Here is a 22,766-nt window from a genome sequence, read left to right as displayed (position 1 = left end):
GCTCAGGCCACCAAACGCACATAGCCGGTCGTTGACCCGACACTGCCTTGCAAATGCTGACCGGTCGGACAGAAATTGCTCATCGATGTCGTGCCGCCGATATCCAGCTTGTCCGCGACCATCATCAGGCACTGGCTGGTCGGTCGCGAGGTGCCGCTAAACGACAATGTGGTATTGGGCATGTAAATAGCGCCGTTGATCACCGTCGAAGCATTGCCGTTGATCACTGAATGATTCTCCGCATCGCCATTGGTGGACGGATGTTCAAAGATCAGCATCCCGGCGAGGCGGGGATCGGTAATGCCCATGGCGGGCAATTGGGCGGCGGTAGGGGCCGTCAGGGTCACCGCAGCACCGCCATTCCAATGGACAGTCGCCCCGTTTTTCAGCACGAACATCACGCCCGACCCGGTGACGATATCTTGCGACCGGATGGTAAAGCTACCGCCATCAAGTACATAAACACCCGATGCAAAGGTCGTATTGCACTTGGTTTCAAGGCTGGTGTACGTCCCCGGTTGTAGCGAAGCCGTCGCGTTGGCGCCGGTGCCGGAACATTTATATGTGCGCGGGGTGGGATTATCGGGCGGCGTCAGACCGGCGAATGGATCGTTGAGACCACCGACATTTTCCGCAACAATGGCCTCGCCGAAATCAGCACTCCCGCCCGTATCGATACCGCCTGCAGAGATAATCGATGTCGCGGAAATATCCGCCGTACCGGAAATGACAATGGCGCTGCTGGAGGTCGACAGTGCCGCCATACCGCAACCAAGGTTCAGATTGGCATTGCCGATGACTGTAATCGCGCCGGATTCACTGGCGTTGGTCGCCACCATGCAGCTGCTCCAGTCCGCACCATTGCGAAAGGCAGCCTGCGCGGCCACGCTGACCGTGACGCCACGCTTCAGAAAGATGCCGCTGAATGGCAGAGATTTTGTCCCATGCAGAACAACGCTCACCGCATTATCGGTGCCTGTACCGAAATTTGAAAGCTGGCTGGACGCGATCGTGGCAAAACTCGCGACCTCGCGATTATTCTCGAACTGCGCGCTGACGCGGGTCTGCCAATCCTTGTCCTGCGACAGCGCATAGGCACCTGCCAAGGCAGCCTGATCGGCGGCAAATTGCATTTCGCGCCGCCAATAATACCATTGTGCGGTATCAACACCCATCCCGGCCGCCCCGACCAGCAAAGGCATAGTGAAAGCCGTCAGGGCAAGGACATTACCACGCGTGCATGCAAGAAGTTTTCGGACGACGTTCATAAGGCCCAACCTTGTAGGGAGGCATCAACAAACGCAGAAAACTACTGGAACCCGATCGCGCGCAACGGCGCTGGTGATCAAGCGATAGCAGCATGAGGTAAACAGCAGGTTAAACCGGCAACAATCCGGTTACAGCAAAAGAGCGAGCAATCTCAGCGCCCGATAGCGTGATAGGTAAATCCGGCCTGTTCCACCAAATCGCGCGGATAAATATTGCGCAAATCCACCATCAGCAATTGGCGCAACAGCCCCGCCGCGCGATCAAGGTCAAGCGCGCGGAACGCATCCCATTCGGTCACGATCACCAAGGCATCGGCCCCGTCCATCGCCTCATAGGCATTGGCGCAATAATCGATATGATCGAGGACGAGCTTCGCCTGTTCCATGCCTTCCGGATCAAAAGCGCGTATCCGGGCGCCTGCATCTTGCAGCGTCTGGATAATCGCGATGGCCGGACTGTCACGCATGTCATCGGTATTGGGCTTGAACGTCAAACCCAGAATCGCGACCGACTTGTCGCGCACATCGCCCCCCATCGCGGCGATGACCTTGCGGCCCATCGCCCGCTTGCGATTGTCATTGACCGCGACCACCGCCTCGACGATCCGCTGCGGCGCTTCGAAATCCTGCGCCGTCTTCAACAGCGCCAAGGTATCCTTGGGAAAGCAGCTACCGCCATAGCCCGGCCCCGCATGGAGAAACTTCGACCCGATCCGATTATCGAGACCAATGCCGCGCGCCACATCCTGCACATCCGCCCCGACCTTTTCACACAGATCGGCGATCTCGTTGATAAAGGTGATCTTGGTCGCCAGAAACGCATTACCGGCATATTTGGTCAGTTCCGCCGCCCGGCGGCTCATTTCCACCACCGGCGATTTATTGAGATAAAGCGGGCGATAAATCGCGCGCATCACCTCCAGCCCGCGCGCATCGTCGCCGCCGATCACGATCCGGTCGGGATGTTTGAAATCGTCGATGGCCGCGCCCTCGCGCAGGAATTCCGGGTTCGACACCACGGCGAAATCGGCATCCGGATTGGCACTGCGGATAATCCGTTCGACCGCATCGCCGGTCCCGACCGGCACGGTCGATTTATTGACGATGACCGTAAAATGGTTGAGCGCGCGCCCGACCTCTTCCGCCGCCGCATGGACATAGCGCAAATCCGCATGGCCGTCGCCGCGCCGGGACGGCGTGCCCACCGCAATGAACACCGCGTCCGCATCCTGCACCGCATCGGCCAGCCCCGTGGTGAAACGCAACCGTCCGGCGGCCACATTCTTGGCCACCAGTTGATCAAGACCCGGTTCAAAGATCGGCATGCGCCCCTGCAACAGGGCCTCGATCTTGCCTTCATCCTTGTCCACGCAAATGACGTCATGACCGAAATCGGCAAAGCACGCCCCGGAAACAAGGCCGACATAGCCCGAGCCAATCATCGTGATGCGCATACAAACTCCCATATTCCAAAGCAGCAACAAGCGGCGGGCGATGGTTCCACCCGCACGCATTTAATCGCAATGATCAGATCATCAGTTCACGACATTGCAACTGGCGCCGACCGCTTTCAGCGCTGCGCACATCGTTGCGGCTTCTGCCCCCGCACTGGCGCGCAGGCGATAGACACTCGCGCCATTCACCTTGGCCGGCACCACCTGCTTGGCCATCGCCTTCAATGGCGGATGGCGGCTGGTGAGGCTGTTCCACGCCTTGTCGGCGGCATCGGTGGTGCTGAAGGCACCAAGCTGGATTATGCCCGATCCCGCAACCGCCGCGCCCGTTGCCACAGGCTTGGCCGCCGCGACCACCGGCTTTGGCTTCGTCACCGGCAATTTCGATCCATTGGCGACATTGGCCGTCACCGCCTGTGCGGGGGCCGTTGCCACCTTCTTTGCCGGCATGGGGCGCACTTCTTGTGCCATTTGCACCGGAGCTTCTGGCTGGTTGTCGAAATTGATCGATCCCGCCGCCTCGCCGCCTTCCGACACATTATAAGCGACATCGCCGGTGCCTTCGACCTTCATCCCGCCGGGATCGTCCGGGCGCACCTTATAATCGCCGGGGGCAGCCGCAATCAGATCGCCATTGCCACCGGCGACCGTGCTGCGCTGCCGCAACCAGAAGATGCCGCCGATCACCAGCCCGATCACAGCCAGCGCGACCACCACCACCGCGAACAGGCGGGACGCCGAAATCCCCTCGGCACCGTCCTCGTCATCCACGGCCTCAAGCCAAGGCAGCCGATCTTCGTCCTGCGCGCCAGAGCCTATGCCAGAGCCCATAACAGTCTCATCCGACATCATTACATCTCCAGTGCCGCCTCGACCCCCATGATCGCAAGGCCGTTACGGATAATCTGCGCAGCCGCATCGGCCAAGGCCAGACGCGCCCGCGTGGTTTCGACATCATTCGCCAGCAAATAGCGCCGCTCAGCGCGATCATTACCCAAATTCCAATGGGCATGGAAGGCGCTTGCCAGATCATAAAGATAGAAGGCGACGCGATGCGGCTCCTGGCTTGCCGCCGCCGCTTCGATCATGCGCGGGAATTGAGCGATCTGGCGCACCAATTGCAGGTCTTCCGCATCCAGCCGGGCGAGATCAGCCTTGCCGGTTACATCCATGCCTTCTGCCGCTGCCTTGCGCTTGAGCGAGGCAATCCGCGCATGGGCATATTGCACATAGAATACCGGATTGTCCTTCGAGGCCTCGACCACCTTGGCAAAATCGAAATCCATCTGGGCATCGGACTTGCGGGTCAGCATCGTAAAGCGGACAACATCCTTACCGACTTCACGCACCACATCCGCCAATGTCACGAAATTGCCCGCGCGCTTGGACATTTTCACTGGTTCGCCGTCACGCAACAGGCGCACCATCTGCACCAGCTTGACCTCCAGCGGCACCTTGCCTTCGGTCAACGCCGCCACTGCCGCCTTGATCCGGGCCACGGTCCCCGCGTGATCGGCACCCCAAATGTCGATCAACAGATCGGCATGTTGCGCCTTTTGGAAATGATAGGCCATGTCCGCGCCGAAATAGGTCCATCCGCCGTTCGATTTCTTGATCGGGCGATCCTGATCGTCGCCGAATTTAGTCGAACGGAACAAGGGAAGTTCCACCGGCTCCCAATCTTCCGGGGTTTCGCCCTTCGGGGCCTCCAACACGCCATCATAGACAAGGTCATTCACGCGCAGCCAGCGTTCCGCTGCTTCCGGCAGCTTTTCGCGTTGGATCGTCGCTTCCGAGGTGAAAATATCATGATGGATGCCGAGCAGCGCCAGATCGGCGCGGATCATCTCCATCATCATCGCGACCGCCGTTTCGCGAAACAGGATCAGCCATTCGCTGTCCGGACGATCCACGAATTTCCGGCCATATTCAGTCGCCAGATGTTGGCCGACCGGGATCAGATATTCACCCGGATACAGGCCTTCCGGGATCGCATCAATCTCTTCGCCCAGTGCCTCGCGATAGCGCAAATGTACTGAGCGGGCGAGGACATCGACCTGTCCGCCCGCATCATTGACATAATATTCGCGCGTGACCTCAAAGCTCGCATAGGACAGCAGATTGGCAAGCGCATCACCGACCACCGCGCCACGGCAATGGCCCATATGCATCGGTCCCGTCGGGTTGGCGGACACATATTCAACATTGGCGCGACGCCCTGCGCCCACCGCCGAACGGCCATATTCATCGGCTAGCTTGTGGACCAGCGCCAGCTCATTCCGCCACACGCCATCCGACAAGCGCCAGTTGATAAACCCCGGCCCGGCAATCTCGACCCCCGCAACGCCATCCAGCGCCTCCAGCTTCGGGCCGATCAGTGCTGCCAGCGCGCGCGGATTGGTGCCCGCGCCCTTGGCCAGCACCATCGCCGCATTGGTCGACATATCGCCATGCGTCGCATCGCGCGGCGGCTCCACCGTGATGGCGGCACGCTTCAGCCCGGCGGGCAATGCGCCCTCCGCTTCGAGTTGATCGAGCACCGCATCAAGATGCACGGCGAAACGGGCAAAAAGGGTCTTCACAGCAAAGTCTTTCCAATCAAGGGCGCATGTGGCCCGCATATGTCCCGGCCCATAGCGGAAACTGCGCGATAAGGGAAAGGGGGATGGGCCAGTGAATCAGGCGATCAGACGGCATTTGCCCCGAACTGCCCTTGCAACATCCGCCAGACCGCCCGCAAACCAAGCGCATCGCCGCCCTTGGGCCGCCCCGGCTTGGCCGTGCTGCGCCAGGCGAACGTATCAAGATGCGCCCATAAAGCGCCCTCGCCCACGAATTTTTCGAGAAACAGCGCCGCCGTAATCGCCCCCGCCATGCCGCCTTCGCCCGCATTGTTGATATCGGCAATGTCGGATTTAATCATCGTCATATAAGGTTTGTGCAACGGCAGCCGCCAGATCGGATCGTCACTTTCCAAAGCCGCCGCCGCCAATTGCCCGGCCAGCGTATCGTCATTGGCGAACATTGCGGGCAAATCCGGGCCAAGCGCGACCCGCGCAGCCCCTGTCAAGGTAGCGAAATCAATCACCAGCCGCGCCGACAATTCGCCCGCCCGCGTCAATGCATCGGCCAGCACCAGCCGCCCCTCCGCATCGGTATTGCCAATCTCGACCGTCAGCCCCTTGCGGCTGGTCAACACATCGCCGGGGCGCATCGCATTGCCCGACACCGCATTTTCAACCGCCGGGACCAAAAGGATCAGCCGCACCGGCAGGCGATTGGCCATGATCAATTCCGCCAGCGCCAGCGCATGGGCCGCGCCGCCCATGTCCTTTTTCATCAAGCGCATCGCCGAGCTTGGCTTGATATCCAGCCCGCCGGAATCAAAGCACACGCCCTTGCCGATGATCGCCACCACCGGATGCGCCGGATCTCCCCAGCTCAATTCGATCATGCGTGGCGCATGCACCGCCGCCGCCGCCCGACCCACGGCAGCCACCATCGGATATTCCTGCGTCAGCACATCGCCGCGCGTCACGGTCAGACTAGCCCCAAATGCGCTGGCAAGCGTCTCCGCCGCCTTTTCCAGCATCGCCGGCCCCATGTCTGCCGCTGGCGTATTCACCAGATCGCGCACCTTGGCCACGGCCCGCGCCAGCCCCAATTGCGCCTCGATCTTCGCGGGTTCAGGGGTCAGCAACACCCGTTCTTTCGGCGGATCGCCGGGCTTGCGATAACGGTCGAACCGATATTGGCCAAGCAGCCAACCCAGCATCGCATCATTAATCGCGATGCCCTCGGCCAGTCGATACACCCCTTCGGGCAAGGCGGACACCGGCTTGGCGAGGCTCCAACAGCCAAGCTTGGCCGCATCCTCGACCCCCAGCACCACGGCAATCTGATCCGGTTGATCGCCGGGCAGGATCAGCATCTGCCCGTCCTTACCCTTAAAATCCACCGCCCGCGCAAGGCTGCGCTGCACATCGGATGCCCCGGCCAGCCATAGGTCAAAACCGGCCTTGTCGATGATATGAAGCCGGGTAGCGGGCTGTCCGCGATCGGGCTGGATCAGGCTGGGCAATCGGGAGATAAAATCTGTCATGCACAAGGGATAGACCCTTGGCCTTTACAAGATCAAGCAGCGGGCCAGAGATATTGACGGACATCATATTTGGCGGCAGAAAATCGGCTCCGGGGTCAGGCAGCCTCCCGGTCAGGCACCCCGCCCAAGCGTTGCTCTATCCAATGCGCGCGGGCGATATGGTCCGGCGCAAGATTTGGGGTGTTGCATGAATTCCGAACCCGTTCCCACACCATCTTTGCGCGAACTGATCCGCGTCTTTACGCGCATCGGTTGCCTCAGCTTCGGCGGTCCCGCCGGGCAAATCGCCCTGATGCACCGCGAAATCGTCGACGACCGCCGCTGGGTCGATGAGGGGCAATATCTGCGCGCGCTCAATTTCTGCCACCTCCTGCCGGGGCCGGAGGCGCAACAACTCGCGACATGGATCGGGTGGAAATTGCATGGCGCGCGCGGCGGACTGGCGGCGGGGATGTTGTTCGTCCTGCCCGGCGCATTGGTGATGCTGGCCTTGTCTCTGCTCTATGTCGCTGCATCGGGCGCGCATTGGTTTTCGGCGCTGTTCCTTGGCATCAAGGCGGCGGTGCTGGCGCTGGTGGTGCAGGCATTGACCCGCATGGCCGGGCGCGCACTTAAAACCGGGTTCAGCCGCTGGCTTGCGGTGGTGGCCTTTATCGGGCTGTTCATCTTCAACCTGCCCTTTCCGTTGATCGTCTTGGGCGCGGGCGCCATCGGCATGTTCGTGACGTCATGGCGGCCACATCTCTTGCACGTTCATGCGCCGGAAACCGTCGCTCTCCCGCCCGCCACTTCATTATGGGCGGCGACATGGCGGACGATTGCGTTGTGGCTGGTCATTTGGGCCGCCCCGGTCGTGGTGATCCTGCTGATGCTCGGCCCGGACCATGTGCTGTTCCAGATCGCCGGATTTTTCAGCAAGCTCGCGGTGATGACCTTTGGCGGCGCCTATGCGGTCCTTGCCTATATGGCGCAAGAAGCCGTGCAGCATTGGCACTGGCTGGCCCCCGGTGAAATGGGCGATGGACTTGGGCTGGCGGAAACAACACCCGGCCCGCTGATCATGGTGACGCAGTTCGTCGGCTTTCTTGCCGCATGGCGCGCGCCCGATCCGTTTTCGCCACTGCTCGCCGGGGTGCTGGGCGCGGCCATCACGACATGGGTGACATTCGCGCCGTGCTTTATGTGGATATTCACCTTCGCCCCATGGATGGAGCGGCTGGAACATGCGCGGCGCCTTCAAGGCGGCCTTGCCGCCGTCACCGCTGCCGTAGTCGGGGTGATCGCCAATCTCGCCTTGTGGTTCGCGCTCCATGTGCTGTTCACGCAAGACACGGCCATCGCTGTCGGTCCGCTGCACATGACCGTGCCGATATTGTCGTCGCTGGATGTGGCCGCGCTCGGCCTTGCGGTGCTGGCCGGACTGCTATTGTTCTGGCGCAAGACCGGGGTCGTCACCGTGCTGGCGATCTGCGGGCTGGCGGGCCTTGGCCTCTCATTGCCCTTCTAAAGCAAAACGAGCCAGCGATCAGGATCGACCGCTGGCTCGTTTATAATGCCATCTGCATTGTCGTCAGAAGGCGATCAGGCGTCTCCGCCCACTTCGCTGACAACCCGACGCGGACGACCGCGACGACGAGGTGCGGGTGCATCCTCGCCACCGGTCGGTTCCACCGCATCGTTAATCGCTGGGGGCAATGCCGCCATGTCGATCCGGGCGGGCGCTTCATCGCTTTCCACCGGGCGCACGGCACGCGGCGTCGCACGGGGTGCAGGACGCGCCGCCGGACGGGCAGCAGCAGGGCGCGGCGCGGGCGCGAACGGTTCGGCCTGCACATCACCCATTTCGCGTTGTTCATCCTGACGCGGACGTTGCACGCGCTGGCGATCTTCGCGCGGACGGTCATCGCGGGGGCGATCATCACGGCTACGATATTCACGCGGGCGCTGATCGCGCTGACGATCATCACGGGGACGGTCGTCACGCTGGCGATTGTCGCGCGGGCGTTCATCACCGGACATCATGCCGTCATCGGCAGACTCACCGTCATCCTCATCAGATGCTTGTTGATGGCCCATCGACAGGTTGATCGGTTCGCCTTCAACGCCCATGGCCACACCTTCGACTTCAGCGGGCATGTCCTGACGCTGGGTGCGCTGGGCCTGTTGTTCTTCAAAACGGGCGCGATTATCGGCCAGCACGCGGAAATAATGATCTGCAAATTGGAGATAATATTCCGTCATCACCCGGTCGCCCTGCATCTGGGCGTCACGGGCAAGATTCTTGTATTTTTCGAGCAGCTGCGGCGCATTGCCGCGCGCGCGATTGTCGATGCGATTGCCCTGTTCCGGACGATGGCTGCCACCGCCGCCACCGCCGCCCTGAGGGCGCGGTCCGCTGCGATTACGACGACGATTGTTATTGTTATTATTCTGGCGATTATTGATCACGTCAGACTTTCCAAAGTACCGAATATCCGGCCGAACTGGGGTATGCCCGGTTTTAACGGGCTTGCGCCTGCTTTAAGGTCCATTTTCGCTATCGCGAATGGCCGGGCTGGTCACACCATAACGGGTCAACTAAGATCAAATTTTCTGATCGACGCCCCGATGAGCCTGTGAATTAGCCAATTACACGATCTTTGCAAGAAAAAAGGACAGGAGAAAGGACAAGGGCGCGATCATGCCCCGCCAGATCCTTGCGCGCCTGCACCTCAAAACCCGCCGCCCGCGCAATCGCCGCCACATCTGCCGCCTGCCCTGCGCCGATTTCCAGCACCGCCGCGCCGCCTTCATTCAACCGGGCGGATAATTGCGGGATCAGCACGCGATAATCATCCAGCCCGTCCGGCCCCGCAAATAACGCACTGGCAGGCTCGAATGCGTGAACCTGCGGCGATAGCACCGCATCGCTTTCAACATAGGGTGGGTTGCACAGGATCAGATCGAACCGATGTTCCACGCCCTCGCACCAATTGCCAAGGCGGAATTCGGCCCGATCTGACATGCTATTACGCACCGCATTGGACCGCGCAAACCCAAGGGCGACCTCGGATTGATCGATCCCCAGCCCAAATGCCTGCCGCCAATGATCGAGCGCTGCCAGCAACAACGCCCCCGATCCGGTGCCAAGGTCGAGAATCGATCGAGGCGATGCCTGCCTGTCCTTGAAAAACGCGATCGCCGCCTCGATCAATGTCTCGCTATCCGGGCGGGGAATGAGGACACCGGGACCGACATTCAGGCTCAATGTCCAGAAATCGCGCTCGCCGAGAATATAGGCGATGGGTTCATGCGCCAGCCGCCGTGCGATCAGCGCCTCAAATGCCTCCGGTACCCGCCTGCCGTTCGCGGCGCCGAGCAACAGCGCATCCCGGCTGATCTCCAGCGCATGGGCCAGCAATAATTCCGCATCCAGCCGGGGCGTATCGCTCACCCCTGCCAATTGGTCCGTCGCTTGGCGAAGGCGATCAGCCAGCATCGTGGAGATTGGCGAGGCGGCTCGCTTCATCCTCGGCAATCAGCGCGCCGAGCAGTTCATCCATCTGGCCTTCGAGAATTTCCGGCAGGCGATGCAGCGTCAGGTTGATGCGATGATCCGTCACCCGGCCTTGCGGGAAATTATAGGTGCGAATGCGTTCCGAACGATCGCCCGAACCGACCATCGACTTGCGCTCACCCGCCCGCGCATTGGCCAGTCGCTCACGCTCAAGCTCATAAAGCCGGGTACGTAACACCTTCATCGCCTTGGCCTTGTTCTTGTGCTGCGACTTTTCATCCTGCTGGATGACGACAAGACCGGAGGGCAAATGGGTGATCCGCACCGCGCTATCGGTGGTGTTGACCGATTGGCCACCCGGGCCGGACGACCGGAACACATCGATCCGCAAATCCTTGTCGTCGATCTGGACATCGACATCCTCGGCCTCGGGCAGCACAGCCACGGTCGCGGCGGAGGTGTGAATGCGCCCGCCCGATTCGGTCACCGGCACGCGCTGGACGCGATGGACCCCGCTTTCAAACTTGAGCTTGGCAAACACGCCCTGCCCGTTCACCGAGGCGATCACTTCCTTATAGCCTCCCATATCCGCAGGCGAGGCGGAGATGATTTCCACCTTCCAGCCCTGATTTTCGGCAAAACGCGCATACATGCGGAACAAATCGCCCGCGAACAGCGCCGCCTCGTCCCCGCCTGTCCCGGCACGGATTTCCAGCATCGCCGGACGTTCATCCGCCGCATCGCGCGGCAGCAATTTGAGCGCTAGCGCCCGGTCGGCTTCAGGCAATTGGACTTTAAGCGCCTCCAATTCATCCCGCGCCATCTCGCGCATCTCGGCATCGCTGTCCGGGTCGGCGAGGATCGCCTCCAGCCCGGCAACTTCATCACGCAGCAACTGCACCTGTTCCGCCGCTTGGGCGACAGGTTCGATCTCGGCATATTCCTTGGAGATCGCGACAAAGCGGTCGGCAGGCAGATCACCCGTCGCCATTTGCGCCTGCATCTCATCCCGCCGCGCCCGAATGGCGGCGATGCGGTCAGCCGGAATCGAGATCATCGGATGGAAACCGCGTCCACCAGCACGTCCATCGCGACCGCATGTTGTTCGCCGGTCGCCATGTCCTTCACCATCGCCACGCCCTGCGCCAATTCCTCATCGCCGAGAATTACGACAAAGCGCGCGCCAGCCGCCGCCGCGCGCTGCATCCGTTTCTTCATATTGCCGCGCCAGCCCATTTCGCTGCGCAGGCCCGCGCGACGCACATCCGCCAACAGGCCAAAGGCCGCGCGTTCCGCCGCTTCGCCCATCGGCACAATCGCGACATCCAGCGTTGCCACCGCAGGCGCATCGATCAGCATCGCCAGCCGTTCAATCCCGGCCGCCCAGCCCACCGCCGGGGTGTGCGAACCGCCCAACGCCTCAATCAGCCCATCATAACGACCACCGCCCAGCACTGTGCCCTGCGCGCCCAGCCGGTCCGTCACAAATTCAAACGCGGTGTGGCGATAATAATCCAGCCCGCGCACCAGCCGCGCCATGCGCGTCCATTGCACGCCCGCCGCGTCCAAGCCCTTGGTCACGGTTTCGAAGAATTTGCCCGCTTCCAACGACATGAATGCATCGATATCCGGCGCGCTGTCGGCAATCGGACGATCCTGCGCCTCTTTGCTGTCGAGAATCCGCAACGGATTCTTGATCAGACGATCCTGACTTTCCGCCGACAAATCGCCCTTATGCTGGGTGAAATGCGCGACCAGTGCCGTGCGCCATGCATCGCGGGTTTCGGTATCACCCAAGGTGTTGAGTTGCAGCGTCACCCCATCGGCCACGCCCAATTCGCGCAACAATTGATCGGCAAAGCACAATAATTCGATGTCCGCCGCCGGTTCTGGCGCACCGATCACTTCAGCGTCCAATTGGTGGAACTGACGGAAGCGGCCCTTTTGCGGGCGTTCATAACGGAACAACGGGCCGTGAGTCGCGATCTTCATCGGCGCGAATTGCTGCCAACCCTCGGTCAGATAGGCGCGCGCGATGCCCGCCGTGAATTCAGGTCGCAATGTCAGCGATTCGCCGCCCCGGTCTTCGAAGGAATACATTTCCTTCGACACGACATCGGTCGTTTCGCCCAATGAACGCGAGAAAACCGCCGTGGATTCGAACACCGGCACTTCGATCCGGTGAAAGCCATAGAGGCGACGCACCCGATCGAAGGTCTGGACGACATGGTGGAAGCGATCCGCCTGTTCGCCATACATGTCCTGAGTGCCACGAATGGGGCGCGGGGTTTCAATCTTGCTCATGGTCGCGCCTCTATCGGGTTTCGGACGTCAGGAAAAGGGGAAGGGCAGTTACAAGGAAACCCCATATAGCGTCGCATAACGCGCAACCATTGCTGCCTCGTCATAATCGGCCTTGGCCCGCGCCTGATTCGCCTGCCCCAATTGGCGACGCAATGCGGGTGACTCCACCAATTGGCGCAGCGCCGCGCCAAAGGCCGCATCATCGCCAAGCGGGGTGACAAAGGCGCGATTGGGCGCGGCCACCATCTGCGCCACATCGCCGACATCGGTCGATACGGCAGGCAGACCCGCCGCCATCGCCTCCATCAGCGAGATCGGACATTGCTCGCTATCGGACGACAGCGCGAAAATATCGAACAGCCCGATAAAATCGGCAGGCTTTGGCAGAAATCCGGGGAGCAGCACCCGGTCCGCCACCCCCAGACGCGCGGCCTCGGCCAAGATCGCCTCCCGTTCCGGCCCCGCGCCGACAATCACCAACCGCGCAATGTCCCCAAGCGGCGCAAAGGCCCGAACCAATCGCGGCAAATTCTTCACCGCCCGCAAGCCCGCGACCGTGCCGATCACCAATTCGCCCGCCTTGCGCTGCAACCCCGGAATCGCGGTCTCAATCGCCTGTGCATAAGCATCTACCGCGATACCGTTCGGGATATGATGCAGCCGGTGTGTTGGCACCTGCCATGTCGTCTGCGCGATCCGGCGCAATGTTTGCGATGGCACCACCAATTGCCCGTCGCCGGTCAGGGCCAATTGGCGAAAAAGATTGCGCTTCTTATTATGCGGCTCGCCCGCGTCATTATTGAAGCCATCTTCATGATGGATGAGCGGCGGCAATTTCATCAGCGGGGACAACAGGCGATGCGCCATGACGCCATCCATCGCCCCCCAATTATAACTCAAGACAAGCTCGAACCCCTGCATATAGCGCGCGAACCGCCAATATCGGCGGATGGAGGGCTTGCCATATAATGGTGGCGCATCGCGCGGGAATTCGACCGCAATGCCGGGGTCGATCAGGTCGCGCGCCTGTAGGGCATCCGGCTCGGACGATAAAATCACATGCTTTGCCCGATCCCCGAACAGGTTCATCAACCGCACGGCACGGGCCTCTTTGCCACCGAGGTTGAAGGTGGAATGGAGGTGGAGAATACGCAACACCGAACACATCGAACTCAATTTCCTATTTTACGCCCACTGCTTACTCCATCCGCGCCAACAACCGGTCAATGGCGGCGATGGATTCCGGCTCGCTCAAAATCGGCGCATGGCCGACCCGTGGCACCGTCACACATTCCATCAACGGCATCCGCGCATCAATCTTGCGGACGCTGCTCGCGCTCAACAGATCCGATAATTCGCCATGCAGCAACAAAGCGGGCACGGATTTCAGGGCCTCCAGCGCGGCCCATCCATCGAAACCGGCCTCTCCGCCCGGCAGGCGGAACGGATCGGCGATATGCATGTCATAATCGAAATTGATCCGGCCCTTGGCATTGACCTTGCACAGCCGTTTCGCATGAGCGAGCCAGTCCTCCAGCGTGAAATCGGGAAAGCTGTTGCGATTGCTATCGGACAAGGCGCGGGCGGCATGCAGCCATGTTGGCCAGCCGGACTGACGCCCGACATAGGTTTTGATCCGTTCAAGCCCTTGTGCTTCCAATTCCGGCCCAATGTCATTTAGCAGCGCGCCCGATAAACGATGCGCCCCCGCGCTCGCCAGCAGCATCGTCAACAATCCGCCAAGCGAAGTGCCAAAGGCGATGAAACGGTCGATCTTCAATTCATTGAGTAGCGCATCGATATCCTGCAAATAGACCAAGGGAACATAGGTCATCGCATCCTTGGCATAGGCGCTTTCGCCGCGCCCGCGCAGATCGACGCAGATCACGCGCCAATCGCCCGCCAGCCGATCAGCAACCGCCGCAAAGTCCCGCGCGTTGCGCGTCAGCCCCGGCAAACAGACAATCGGCGGCCGATCATCGCGACCGGCATAATCGCGATAATGGAGCCGCAGCCCGTCTTTCGACCAATAATAGCCATCAATCCAGTCCGCCATGCCTAAACCATCCTTGCGCATCGCCAGTCGAACGCCCATTTCAGGGCATTCGCCGCCGGGTCCAAACCCGGCCTCTTCTATCGCCGCAAGGAGGCGCAGGTGCAAGTTACTCCCTATCGCCCCGACCCGGTTTATTTATCCTTGGGCGAAGGTTTTGCCGATCCGGTCCGCCCGGCCAGTTTTCCGCGCCATGTCATTCGCTTTCGCAATGATCGCCACGCGGCGGAAATGGGGCTGGATCATCTGCGCGATGATGAATGGATCGCGCATTTCGGCAAGTTTGAACCTCTGCCCGATAATCTGCCCGAACCCTTGGCGATGCGTTATCACGGCCATCAGTTTCAGGTGTACAACCCGGATCTTGGCGATGGACGCGGCTTTCTCTTCGCCCAGATGCGCGACAGCAATGGTCGCTTGCTCGATCTTGGCACAAAGGGATCGGGCCAGACACCGTGGAGCCGGGCGGGCGATGGTCGGCTGACGCTGAAAGGCGGGGTGCGCGAGGTGCTGGCCACGGAAATGCTGGAGGCGCTCGGCGTCAATACGTCGAAGACCTTCTCGCTGATCGAAACCGGCGAAAATCTGCAACGCCATGACGAACCCTCGCCCACCCGTTCGGCGGTATTGGTGCGCCTGTCCCATGGCCATATCCGTATTGGCACGTTCCAGCGCCTTGCCGCGCTGAAGGATGCAGAGCGCATGGCCCGGCTCGTCGATTATTGCCTGCGTCATTATTATGATGAGGAACCGGGTGCAGATGCGCCGGTCCGGTTGCTGGAACTGGTCGCGGGCCAGACCGCCGAACTCGCGGCGTCCTATATGGCTGCGGGCTTTGTCCATGGTGTGCTGAATAGCGACAATATCAATATTTCGGGCGAGAGCTTCGATTATGGCCCGTGGCGATTCGCACCGACATGGGATGGCGAATTCACCGCCGCCTATTTCGACCATCAACGGCTCTACGCTTTTGGCCGCCAGCCACAGGCGATCCATTGGAATGTGGTGCAGCTCGCCCGCGCGCTGACGACCATCATCGCCGCCGAACCATTGCTGCCACTGCTCGAAATCTGGCCGAAGATGTTTGAACCGGCCTTTCATCGCAAAATCCGGGAACGGCTTGGCGTCACCTCTCGTAGCGAGGACGAAGATGCGGCCTTGTTTACCGCCGTCGAGGGCGTGCTGGCGGGGACCGATCTGAACCCGGACCGGCTGTTCTTCGATTGGCGCGGCGGGGTCTGTCCACATCGGGCCGAGGCCTATCAAGGCGATCACTTCGCCGCCTTCCGCAACGCCATCGCGGCTTATGCGAACCCTGCGGCCCGCGCCCATGATTATTGGTCGGATGCCGCCCCGGTTACGATGCTGATCGACGAAATGGAGGCCATTTGGACACCCATCGCCGAATCGGACGATTGGACCAGCTTTCACGACAAGATCAACGCCATCCGCCGCATGGGCGAGGCGACAAAGGGTTAGGACGTGTTACTCGCCCGGTGCCTTGGCCTTGATCGCAAAGGCATGGACGCGCTGGCCGGGAATATCGCCCAGCGCCTTGTTGACCATACGCTGGCGATTGACCCGGCTTTGTCCGGCAAAGGCGTCCGCCGTGATCTCGACGGTGAAATGCGTTTCACCCGTGCCGTCATGGCCATGATGGCCCGCGTGATGATGGCTATCGTTGATGATCGCGAGGTGCTGCGGCGCAAATGCAGCCGTCAACAAGTTTTCAATTTCGGCCGCGACCGGCCCTTTGGCGTGGTTGTTCATCAGACGGGATTAGCATAGAGGCGCGCGATGGAGCGAGCAAAACAATATCGCGGACGATTCCATGGCCGTATCGGCGATGGTGGCCGCGCCTGCAATCACCCCGGCTGCCCGGCGGCGGGCGAATTTCGCGCCCCCGATCCATCGGGCCGCAAACCGGGCTTTGACGGGCCGGGCGATTTCCAGTTTCTCTGCCTCGATCATGTCCGCGCCTTTAATCAGGGCTATGATTTCTTTCGCGGGATGGAGCCGGAGGACATCATGGCGGCGCAAGCCCCTTATGCCGGTTGGGAACGCGAAACCCGCGCGTTTCGGCCCACCGCCGGAGTCGATAATCCGCCGCGCTGGGCCGATTTCGCCGATCCGCTCGATGCAATTGGCACCCGTTTTCGCGCGACCATGGCGGCTGAACGCAAAGACGGCAAGATGATCAGCCCGGAAGACCGCAAGGCGATGCGCGTGCTGGGGCTGGAAACCGACGCCGACCGCAAGGCGCTACGCACCCGTTATTCCGATCTAGTCCGCCAATATCACCCGGATCGCAATGGCGGCGACCGGCGGCATGAACAACGGCTGCAACAAGTGATCGAGGCCTATCAGACGCTCAAGGGTTCGCCCCTGTTCGCCTGAAGATTCTTCACATGACTTGCCTTCACTAGGTCGCACCGCCTATGGGACGCGTGCAGCAATGGAGATGCGTGACGATGACGACTATCCCGGATATTCAGCCTGACAGCCGTACGGCGACGGTGCTTGAAGCACCCGACCGGATGGTCAAGGCGCGCGATCTGTTCGGCATCGATACCGACATGGAAATTCCCGCCTTTTCCGAGGCCGACGAACGCGTGCCGGATATCGATCCGACCTATGTGTTCGACCCGGATACGACGCTGGCGATTGCGGCGGGCTTTGCCTTTAACCGCCGCGTGATGATTCAGGGCTATCACGGCACCGGGAAATCATCGCATATCGAACAGGTGGCCGCGCGCCTCAACTGGCCATGCGTGCGCATCAACCTCGATGCCCATATCAGCCGTATCGACCTGATTGGCCGCGATGCGATTGTGTTGCGCGATGGCCTGCAAGTCACCGAATTCCGCGAAGGCCTGTTGCCTTGGGCATTGCAGACGCCGACCGCACTTGTGTTTGACGAATATGACGCGGGCCGCCCCGATGTGATGTTCGTGATCCAGCGCGTGCTTGAAACCGATGGCAAATTGACGCTGCTCGATCAGAATCGGGTGATTCGCCCGAACAAATGGTTCCGCATGTTCGCCACTGCCAACACCATCGGCCTTGGCGATACCAGCGGGCTGTATCATGGCACGCAGCAGATCAACCAGGGCCAGATGGACCGCTGGAATCTGGTGGTGACGCTGAACTACCTCCCCGCCGCGACCGAAGCGAAGATCGTGCTGGCCAAGGTCGGCGAAACCGATCCGCAGGTCGTCGCGAATATGGTCAAGGTGGCCGATCTGACGCGTCAGGGCTTTATCAATGGCGATATTTCGACCGTGATGAGCCCGCGCACCGTGATCAGCTGGGCGCAGAACACCACGATTTTCGGCGATGTCGGCTTTGCCTTCCGCCTGACCTTCCTCAACAAATGCGATGAAGCAGAGCGTGCATTGGTGGCGGAATATTATCAGCGGGTGTTCGGCAAGGACCTGCCGGAAAGCGTGGTCGGCGCCGCCGTTTGATAATCGGACGCACAGGCCGATAATCATGCAAGCGGGAGATTGACCTGCGGGAAAATCACCCTAAAGGGTGTTGCACCCGATAAGGGGGCGCTTAGCTCAGTTGGTAGAGCATCTCGTTTACACCGAGAGGGTCGGCGGTTCGAGCCCGTCAGCGCCCACCATTTGATCCGGTTTGATGATCATTTGGTGGCCATAAAGTTGGGCCAAAATCCGACATTTTCAGCCATTAATACGCATTATGGTAAACGGAAGATTCAGCATTAACTGCGTTTTCTTGGTTAATGGTCTTTTCATCCGGGGTCACAGGCTCCATATTCCATAAATGACGCAACTTGGGACGCAGAGGCAGGCCGGATAGTGACCGCACCGTTTCGATTCCCGCGATTCTTTGTGACGACGCCGTCACCCTGCCCCTATCTGCCCGGCAAGACCGAGCGGAAGGTGTTTACCGAATTGAGCGGGCCCAATGCGATCGAACTCAATGATGCGCTTGGCCGAATCGGTTTCCGTCGCAGCCAGTCCGTCGCCTATCGCCCAAGCTGCCCGAGCTGCACGGCCTGCACCTCGGTGCGGGTGGTCTGCGATGGATTCGTCGCCAATGCGACTCAGCGCAAGCTGATGCGCCGCAATGCCGATCTCGTCGTCACCGCGTGCAAGCCGTGGACGACGACCGAACAATTTGAATTGCTGCAACGCTATCTCAATCAGCGTCACCCCGATGGCGGCATGGTCGGCATGGATGAGGTCGATTTTGCCGATATGGTCGAACAGACTCCGGTCCACACCAGCATCATCGAATATCGCGAGCCGCGCAGCGATGGCTTGCCTGGCAAGTTGGTGGGCGCGTGCCTGACCGATCAGCAGGCCGATGGCCTGTCGATGGTCTACAGTTTTTACGATCCGGAACATAAAGCGCGCACCGGGCTTGGCACGTTCATCATCCTCGATCACATCATGCGCGCGCGCAATGCGGGCCTGCCTTATGTCTATCTCGGCTATTGGGTTCAGGGCGCCAAACGCATGGAATATAAGACCAATTATCAACCGCTGGAAACACTGACCCCCAATGGTTGGGTGCTATATGGCACGTCCGAAGCAAAAGGCGTAGCAGATCCAGCCGCCCCTGTAACAAGTGAACCTCGCGACGCGATGGCCGCGCTCGCCGAGCTTATTCCCTGATTCGAAAACATAAGGCGGTTCGCCCCCGGAAACACAATCCCGGCCCGCCCTAATGGGCAGGCCGGGACAGTGAATGCAGCCTAGTCTATGGGCCGAGACCCATCAGCCATTCAGAATTTTTGTTGGCGTTCGTACAGCGATTTATAATGCTGGATGCGCGTGACCCGCAGGCCAGGCATGCCCGAACGGTCGATCGCACGCTGCCAGCTCGCGAATTCTTCCAATGTCAGGCTATAACGTTCGCACACCTCATCGACCGAGAGCAGGCCGCCATTGACGGCAGCCACCACCTCGGCCTTGCGGCGGACAACCCAACGCGTCGTGCCGATGGGCGGGAGAGATTCAAGGGTCAGCGGCTCTCCGAGCGGCCCGATAACCTGAGCAGGACGTATGTTTTGATTCTCGATCATTTTACCCTCAAAATGACATCTGTGCACCCAGTGCACAGTCACAAGATCCGCATACGCCACTGCACTTGAAGGAAGCTTTGAACGCCTTGGTAAACAGGCGATTCATGGAAAATTTCTCCATCTCAACGCCTCCCATTGGCGGTGAAACGATTAAAGCTTCCCGATTCGATATATTGCCCGGAAGACGCGCCAGCCCCGGCAAAAAGACTGACAAGCCGATCCGCCTCTCGATGCGCCCGGTTACGGGGCGCACCAACAGTCGCCTGCCCCGCAGCGATACGCGCTGTCGGAGTTTCGGCGCATGCCATACGGATGGCGACCTTGAGCAGCGCATAATCAAATGCGCTGACCGGGGTCGCGTCGGTCATCCGTTCAAAGAGGCTTGGTACCAGTTCCATGCGACCGGTTTAACCGCACATGGCTAAAGGCTGGTAAACGCGTCGTTGACTTTTAGTTAACCAATTTGGCCGGACGCAGCCGGCCGATCAACGGTGAAACGCCCAATGCAGGAACAAATGATGGGCAATTGCCTGGGGTGGCGGCAGGATGAAAACCGGGTCTGCACAATTGGGGTCAAATGCCTGTTGTACATCGGCCTTTTCCACCCAAAACGCATGTTCCAACTCATTTTCATCCAGCACGATATCAGTCGTTTCTGCCTCGGCAATGCATGCGATCATCAATGATGAAGGGAATGGCCAGGGCTGGCTCGCCACATAATGAACCGCGCCGCAGCGCACGCCCGCTTCTTCATAAATTTCGCGGCGCACCGCTTCTTCCAATGATTCGCCCGGTTCGATAAAGCCTGCGAGCGCCGAATAACGGCCCGCGGGAAAGCTCGGCTGCCTTCCGACCAAGGCGCGTTCACCATCCACCGCCAGCATGATCACCACCGGATCGACGCGCGGATAATGTTCGGCATTGCAATCATTGCAACGCCGCGCCCAACCGCCGCGAAATACTGTGCTGGGGGAACCGCACACGGCGCAAAATCCATGCCGCCAATGCCAATCGATCACGCTCTTCGCCGCGCCCCAAATCGCCGCCTGATCGTCGGGCAGGGTACTTAACAAATGCCAGCCGGGCCGCGACACGGTTGGATTGGCGGGGCGCGGCGGCAATGCGGCAAAGCAGGGCGCATCATCATACAGGCCGAGAAAGATATAATCCGCATGCTGCGCGTCCGCAGGCACATCATCCCAGATCAGTGCCCAATCTTCGGATAAGGCCGGTTCCAGCCCCTCCATCCGCAACAGCCGTGCCAAGGGGCTGCGCAATGCCGCGGCAATCGCCACCACATCGTTGCGCATCGCATCATTCCGGTCGAGCGGCGCTCCCGTAAACCCAATGCCCGTCATGATAAACCTACTCCCATCTTATCTGCGACTTTCGTGTATAGGGTCGGCAGACCGGCCTCGTCCAATTGTTCGATGGGCCAATATTCGCCGGTCAGTTGATGGGCGCTGGCCTCATCCGCCGTCATCGTCATGATTCGCAGCCGCAATTCAAAATGGGTGAAGACATGGACGACATCGGCCCCGATCTTACCCGGCATATCCCCCGGCCCGTCGCGCCAGTCGCTACCCGGCAAACCCCGCATCCCGCCGAGCAAGCCCTTGTCAGGGCGGCGGACCAGCAGCACCTCATCCCCGCGCGTCACCCACCAGACCTCGCCATGGCGCACCGGGCGTAATTTGCGCGCCGCCTTGACCGGAAAGCGCAATGGGTCCGCCGCGCCCCGCCCCGCGCAATCGTCATGCAACGGGCAAATCAGGCAATCGGCGCGCTTGGGCTGGCAAATGGCGGTGGCGAGATCCATCATCGCCTGTGCGAAATCTCCCGCCCGCGCATCGGGCGTAATGCTATCCATCTTGCGATAGATTTCCGGACGCGATGCCGGGAGCGGCGTATCGATCGCGAACAACCGGCTGACGATCCGCTCCACATTGCCATCGACCACCACCGCCCGCTGACCAAAAGCAAAAGCGGCGATCGCGGCGGCCGTATAAGGCCCGATGCCGGGCAGGCCGCGCAGCGCCTCCTCGCTCGATGGAAAAGTCCCGCCATGCGCCTGTGCGACCGTGCGCGCGCAGGCGATCAGATTGCGCGCCCGCGCATAATAGCCAAGCCCCGCCCATGCCGCGAGAACATCCGAATCATCCGCCGCCGCCAGCTCAGCGACCGCGGGCCAGCGCGTCAGAAACAGATCGAAGCGTTCGCGCACTGTGGCGACGGTCGTTTGTTGCAGCATGACTTCGGACAGCCAGACGCGATACGGATCGGGCGCGACATTGCTGCCGGGCCGGACCCGCCAAGGCAAGTCCCGCGCATATTGATCATACCAGCGCAATAAACTGCGGGCGATCCGGGATGTGCTGTCGACAGCCATGCCAGCGCTATGGCATGGAAGCGCGCATGACAAAAGGGCGCAAACCAACCAGCGGCGAACCCGCCGACCGCCGCAAGCGCAGCCGTCGCGTGGGCGAATTGCTGCCCGATGTCGGGCGCATGTCGTTTCGCCGATTCGGTTTCGTCCAATCGTCGATCATCAGCCGCTGGCCGGAAATCGCCGGGGCGCGTTATGCACAAGTCTCCGCGCCGGAATCGATCCGTTTCCCCAAAGGACAACGCGGCAATGGCGTCATGACTTTGGTGGTGGAACCGGCCCATGCACCGATGATGCAGCATGTTATTCCCGACATCATTGAACGCACCAACCGCTTTTTCGGCTATGGCGCGGTGGCGCGGATCGTGTTGCGTCAGGATCGCATCGCCACCGTCCGCCCGGAACGCAAAAGCCCGCCCAGCCTTCGTTCCGTGCCTTTACCCTTGGGTCCGGGCCTGCGCCCGATCGCCGATCCGGAACTGCGCGCCTGCCTTGAATCACTCGCGGGCGCGATGGCCGATAGCCTCGGCGCACCAGTCTTTGACGAGACGCCCCTAATCGGGCAGAAAGCCGACAAAGCGAAGCCCGAACCGGGCAAGCCGTCCTGAAACAACAAGTAACCGTAAACCCATCCAAGGAGCTTCACC

The 22,766-nt window shown here is 60.7% G+C and carries 22 protein-coding genes and 1 tRNA gene; 7 read left to right on the top strand and 16 right to left on the bottom strand.

Annotated elements, in window-relative coordinates:
* Positions 1–2: 2 nt before the first annotated feature.
* From K6117_RS12390 to K6117_RS12370, 5 genes are all read right to left on the bottom strand, one after another.
* Positions 3–1,268, bottom strand: a complete 1,266-nt coding sequence (locus K6117_RS12390) for a pilus assembly protein TadG-related protein (protein ID WP_221795539.1) — start codon at positions 1,266–1,268, stop codon at positions 3–5.
* Between the two features lie 152 nt (positions 1,269–1,420).
* The gene (locus K6117_RS12385) at positions 1,421–2,722 is read right to left on the bottom strand and encodes a UDP-glucose dehydrogenase family protein (RefSeq protein WP_221795536.1); all 1,302 of its coding nucleotides are present in this window, start codon (positions 2,720–2,722) and stop codon (positions 1,421–1,423) included.
* An 81-nt stretch (positions 2,723–2,803) separates the two neighbouring features.
* On the bottom strand, positions 2,804–3,553 hold the full coding sequence (locus K6117_RS12380; RefSeq protein WP_221795533.1) for an SPOR domain-containing protein: 750 nt from the start codon (positions 3,551–3,553) through the stop codon (positions 2,804–2,806).
* Between the two features lie 20 nt (positions 3,554–3,573).
* Positions 3,574–5,304: an arginine--tRNA ligase gene (argS, locus tag K6117_RS12375; RefSeq protein ID WP_343211788.1), complete on the bottom strand. Its 1,731-nt coding sequence runs from the start codon at positions 5,302–5,304 to the stop codon at positions 3,574–3,576.
* 104 nt (positions 5,305–5,408) lie between these two features.
* Positions 5,409–6,824: a leucyl aminopeptidase family protein gene (locus K6117_RS12370; protein ID WP_221795527.1), complete on the bottom strand. Its 1,416-nt coding sequence runs from the start codon at positions 6,822–6,824 to the stop codon at positions 5,409–5,411.
* Positions 6,825–7,011: 187 nt separating this feature from the next.
* Between K6117_RS12370 and chrA the strand changes: the two genes are divergently transcribed.
* The gene (chrA, locus tag K6117_RS12365; protein ID WP_221795524.1) at positions 7,012–8,331 is read left to right on the top strand and encodes a chromate efflux transporter; all 1,320 of its coding nucleotides are present in this window, start codon (positions 7,012–7,014) and stop codon (positions 8,329–8,331) included.
* Between the two features lie 74 nt (positions 8,332–8,405).
* On the opposite strand, the gene K6117_RS12360 is transcribed toward chrA, so the two are convergent.
* From K6117_RS12360 to K6117_RS12335, 6 genes are all read right to left on the bottom strand, one after another.
* Positions 8,406–9,272 carry a DUF4167 domain-containing protein gene (locus tag K6117_RS12360; protein WP_221795521.1) on the bottom strand — a complete coding sequence of 289 codons (867 nt, stop codon included), beginning with the start codon at positions 9,270–9,272 and terminating at the stop codon, positions 8,406–8,408.
* 172 nt (positions 9,273–9,444) lie between these two features.
* The gene (gene prmC / locus K6117_RS12355) at positions 9,445–10,302 is read right to left on the bottom strand and encodes a peptide chain release factor N(5)-glutamine methyltransferase (protein WP_221795518.1); all 858 of its coding nucleotides are present in this window, start codon (positions 10,300–10,302) and stop codon (positions 9,445–9,447) included.
* Positions 10,292–11,377: a peptide chain release factor 1 gene (gene prfA / locus K6117_RS12350; protein ID WP_221795514.1), complete on the bottom strand. Its 1,086-nt coding sequence runs from the start codon at positions 11,375–11,377 to the stop codon at positions 10,292–10,294. The genes prmC and prfA overlap by 11 nt, the downstream gene beginning before the upstream one ends.
* A complete protein-coding gene (hisS, locus tag K6117_RS12345) occupies positions 11,374–12,624 on the bottom strand; it encodes a histidine--tRNA ligase (protein ID WP_221795509.1) in 1,251 nt (416 codons plus the stop codon). Before hisS ends, prfA begins: the two co-directional genes overlap by 4 nt.
* Positions 12,625–12,672: 48 nt before the next feature.
* The gene (locus K6117_RS12340; RefSeq protein ID WP_221795506.1) at positions 12,673–13,791 is read right to left on the bottom strand and encodes a glycosyltransferase family 4 protein; all 1,119 of its coding nucleotides are present in this window, start codon (positions 13,789–13,791) and stop codon (positions 12,673–12,675) included.
* Between the two features lie 31 nt (positions 13,792–13,822).
* The gene (locus K6117_RS12335) at positions 13,823–14,680 is read right to left on the bottom strand and encodes an alpha/beta fold hydrolase (protein ID WP_221795643.1); all 858 of its coding nucleotides are present in this window, start codon (positions 14,678–14,680) and stop codon (positions 13,823–13,825) included.
* 99 nt (positions 14,681–14,779) lie between these two features.
* Between K6117_RS12335 and K6117_RS12330 the strand changes: the two genes are divergently transcribed.
* Positions 14,780–16,156, top strand: a complete 1,377-nt coding sequence (locus K6117_RS12330) for a protein adenylyltransferase SelO family protein (RefSeq protein ID WP_221795504.1) — start codon at positions 14,780–14,782, stop codon at positions 16,154–16,156.
* Between the two features lie 6 nt (positions 16,157–16,162).
* On the opposite strand, the gene K6117_RS12325 is transcribed toward K6117_RS12330, so the two are convergent.
* Complete coding sequence (locus K6117_RS12325; RefSeq protein ID WP_221795501.1) at positions 16,163–16,447, bottom strand: BolA family protein; 285 nt, start codon at positions 16,445–16,447, stop codon at positions 16,163–16,165.
* Positions 16,448–16,474: 27 nt separating this feature from the next.
* Between K6117_RS12325 and K6117_RS12320 the strand changes: the two genes are divergently transcribed.
* From K6117_RS12320 to K6117_RS12305, 4 genes are all read left to right on the top strand, one after another.
* Positions 16,475–17,074 carry a J domain-containing protein gene (locus K6117_RS12320; protein ID WP_221795497.1) on the top strand — a complete coding sequence of 200 codons (600 nt, stop codon included), beginning with the start codon at positions 16,475–16,477 and terminating at the stop codon, positions 17,072–17,074.
* 74 nt (positions 17,075–17,148) lie between these two features.
* On the top strand, positions 17,149–18,144 hold the full coding sequence (cobS, locus tag K6117_RS12315) for a cobaltochelatase subunit CobS (protein ID WP_221795640.1): 996 nt from the start codon (positions 17,149–17,151) through the stop codon (positions 18,142–18,144).
* An 85-nt stretch (positions 18,145–18,229) separates the two neighbouring features.
* Positions 18,230–18,305: transfer RNA gene (locus tag K6117_RS12310), tRNA-Val, on the top strand.
* Positions 18,306–18,501: 196 nt separating this feature from the next.
* Entirely contained in the window at positions 18,502–19,323 is an 822-nt protein-coding gene (locus tag K6117_RS12305; RefSeq protein ID WP_221795494.1) for an arginyltransferase, read from the top strand.
* 110 nt (positions 19,324–19,433) lie between these two features.
* Here the strand turns inward: K6117_RS12305 and sciP are convergent, their stop codons facing one another.
* The 4 genes from sciP to K6117_RS12285 form a co-directional block, all read right to left on the bottom strand.
* Entirely contained in the window at positions 19,434–19,733 is a 300-nt protein-coding gene (gene sciP / locus K6117_RS12300) for a CtrA inhibitor SciP (RefSeq protein ID WP_221795491.1), read from the bottom strand.
* A gap of 122 nt (positions 19,734–19,855) precedes the next feature.
* Positions 19,856–20,101, bottom strand: coding sequence for a hypothetical protein (locus K6117_RS12295; protein WP_221795487.1), 246 nt, complete (start codon positions 20,099–20,101; stop codon positions 19,856–19,858).
* A 117-nt stretch (positions 20,102–20,218) separates the two neighbouring features.
* Positions 20,219–21,091, bottom strand: a complete 873-nt coding sequence (gene nudC / locus K6117_RS12290) for an NAD(+) diphosphatase (RefSeq protein ID WP_221795484.1) — start codon at positions 21,089–21,091, stop codon at positions 20,219–20,221.
* Positions 21,088–22,122: an A/G-specific adenine glycosylase gene (locus tag K6117_RS12285; RefSeq protein ID WP_221795481.1), complete on the bottom strand. Its 1,035-nt coding sequence runs from the start codon at positions 22,120–22,122 to the stop codon at positions 21,088–21,090. The genes nudC and K6117_RS12285 overlap by 4 nt, the downstream gene beginning before the upstream one ends.
* A gap of 26 nt (positions 22,123–22,148) precedes the next feature.
* Between K6117_RS12285 and K6117_RS12280 the strand changes: the two genes are divergently transcribed.
* On the top strand, positions 22,149–22,727 hold the full coding sequence (locus K6117_RS12280) for a DUF721 domain-containing protein (RefSeq protein ID WP_246605073.1): 579 nt from the start codon (positions 22,149–22,151) through the stop codon (positions 22,725–22,727).
* The last annotated feature ends 39 nt before the right edge of the window (positions 22,728–22,766 follow it).

This window comes from Alteraquisediminimonas sediminicola, from assembly GCF_019740335.1.
Taxonomy (GTDB): domain Bacteria; phylum Pseudomonadota; class Alphaproteobacteria; order Sphingomonadales; family Sphingomonadaceae; genus Alteraquisediminimonas; species Alteraquisediminimonas sediminicola.
This window is presented reverse-complemented; position numbering and strand designations above follow the sequence as displayed.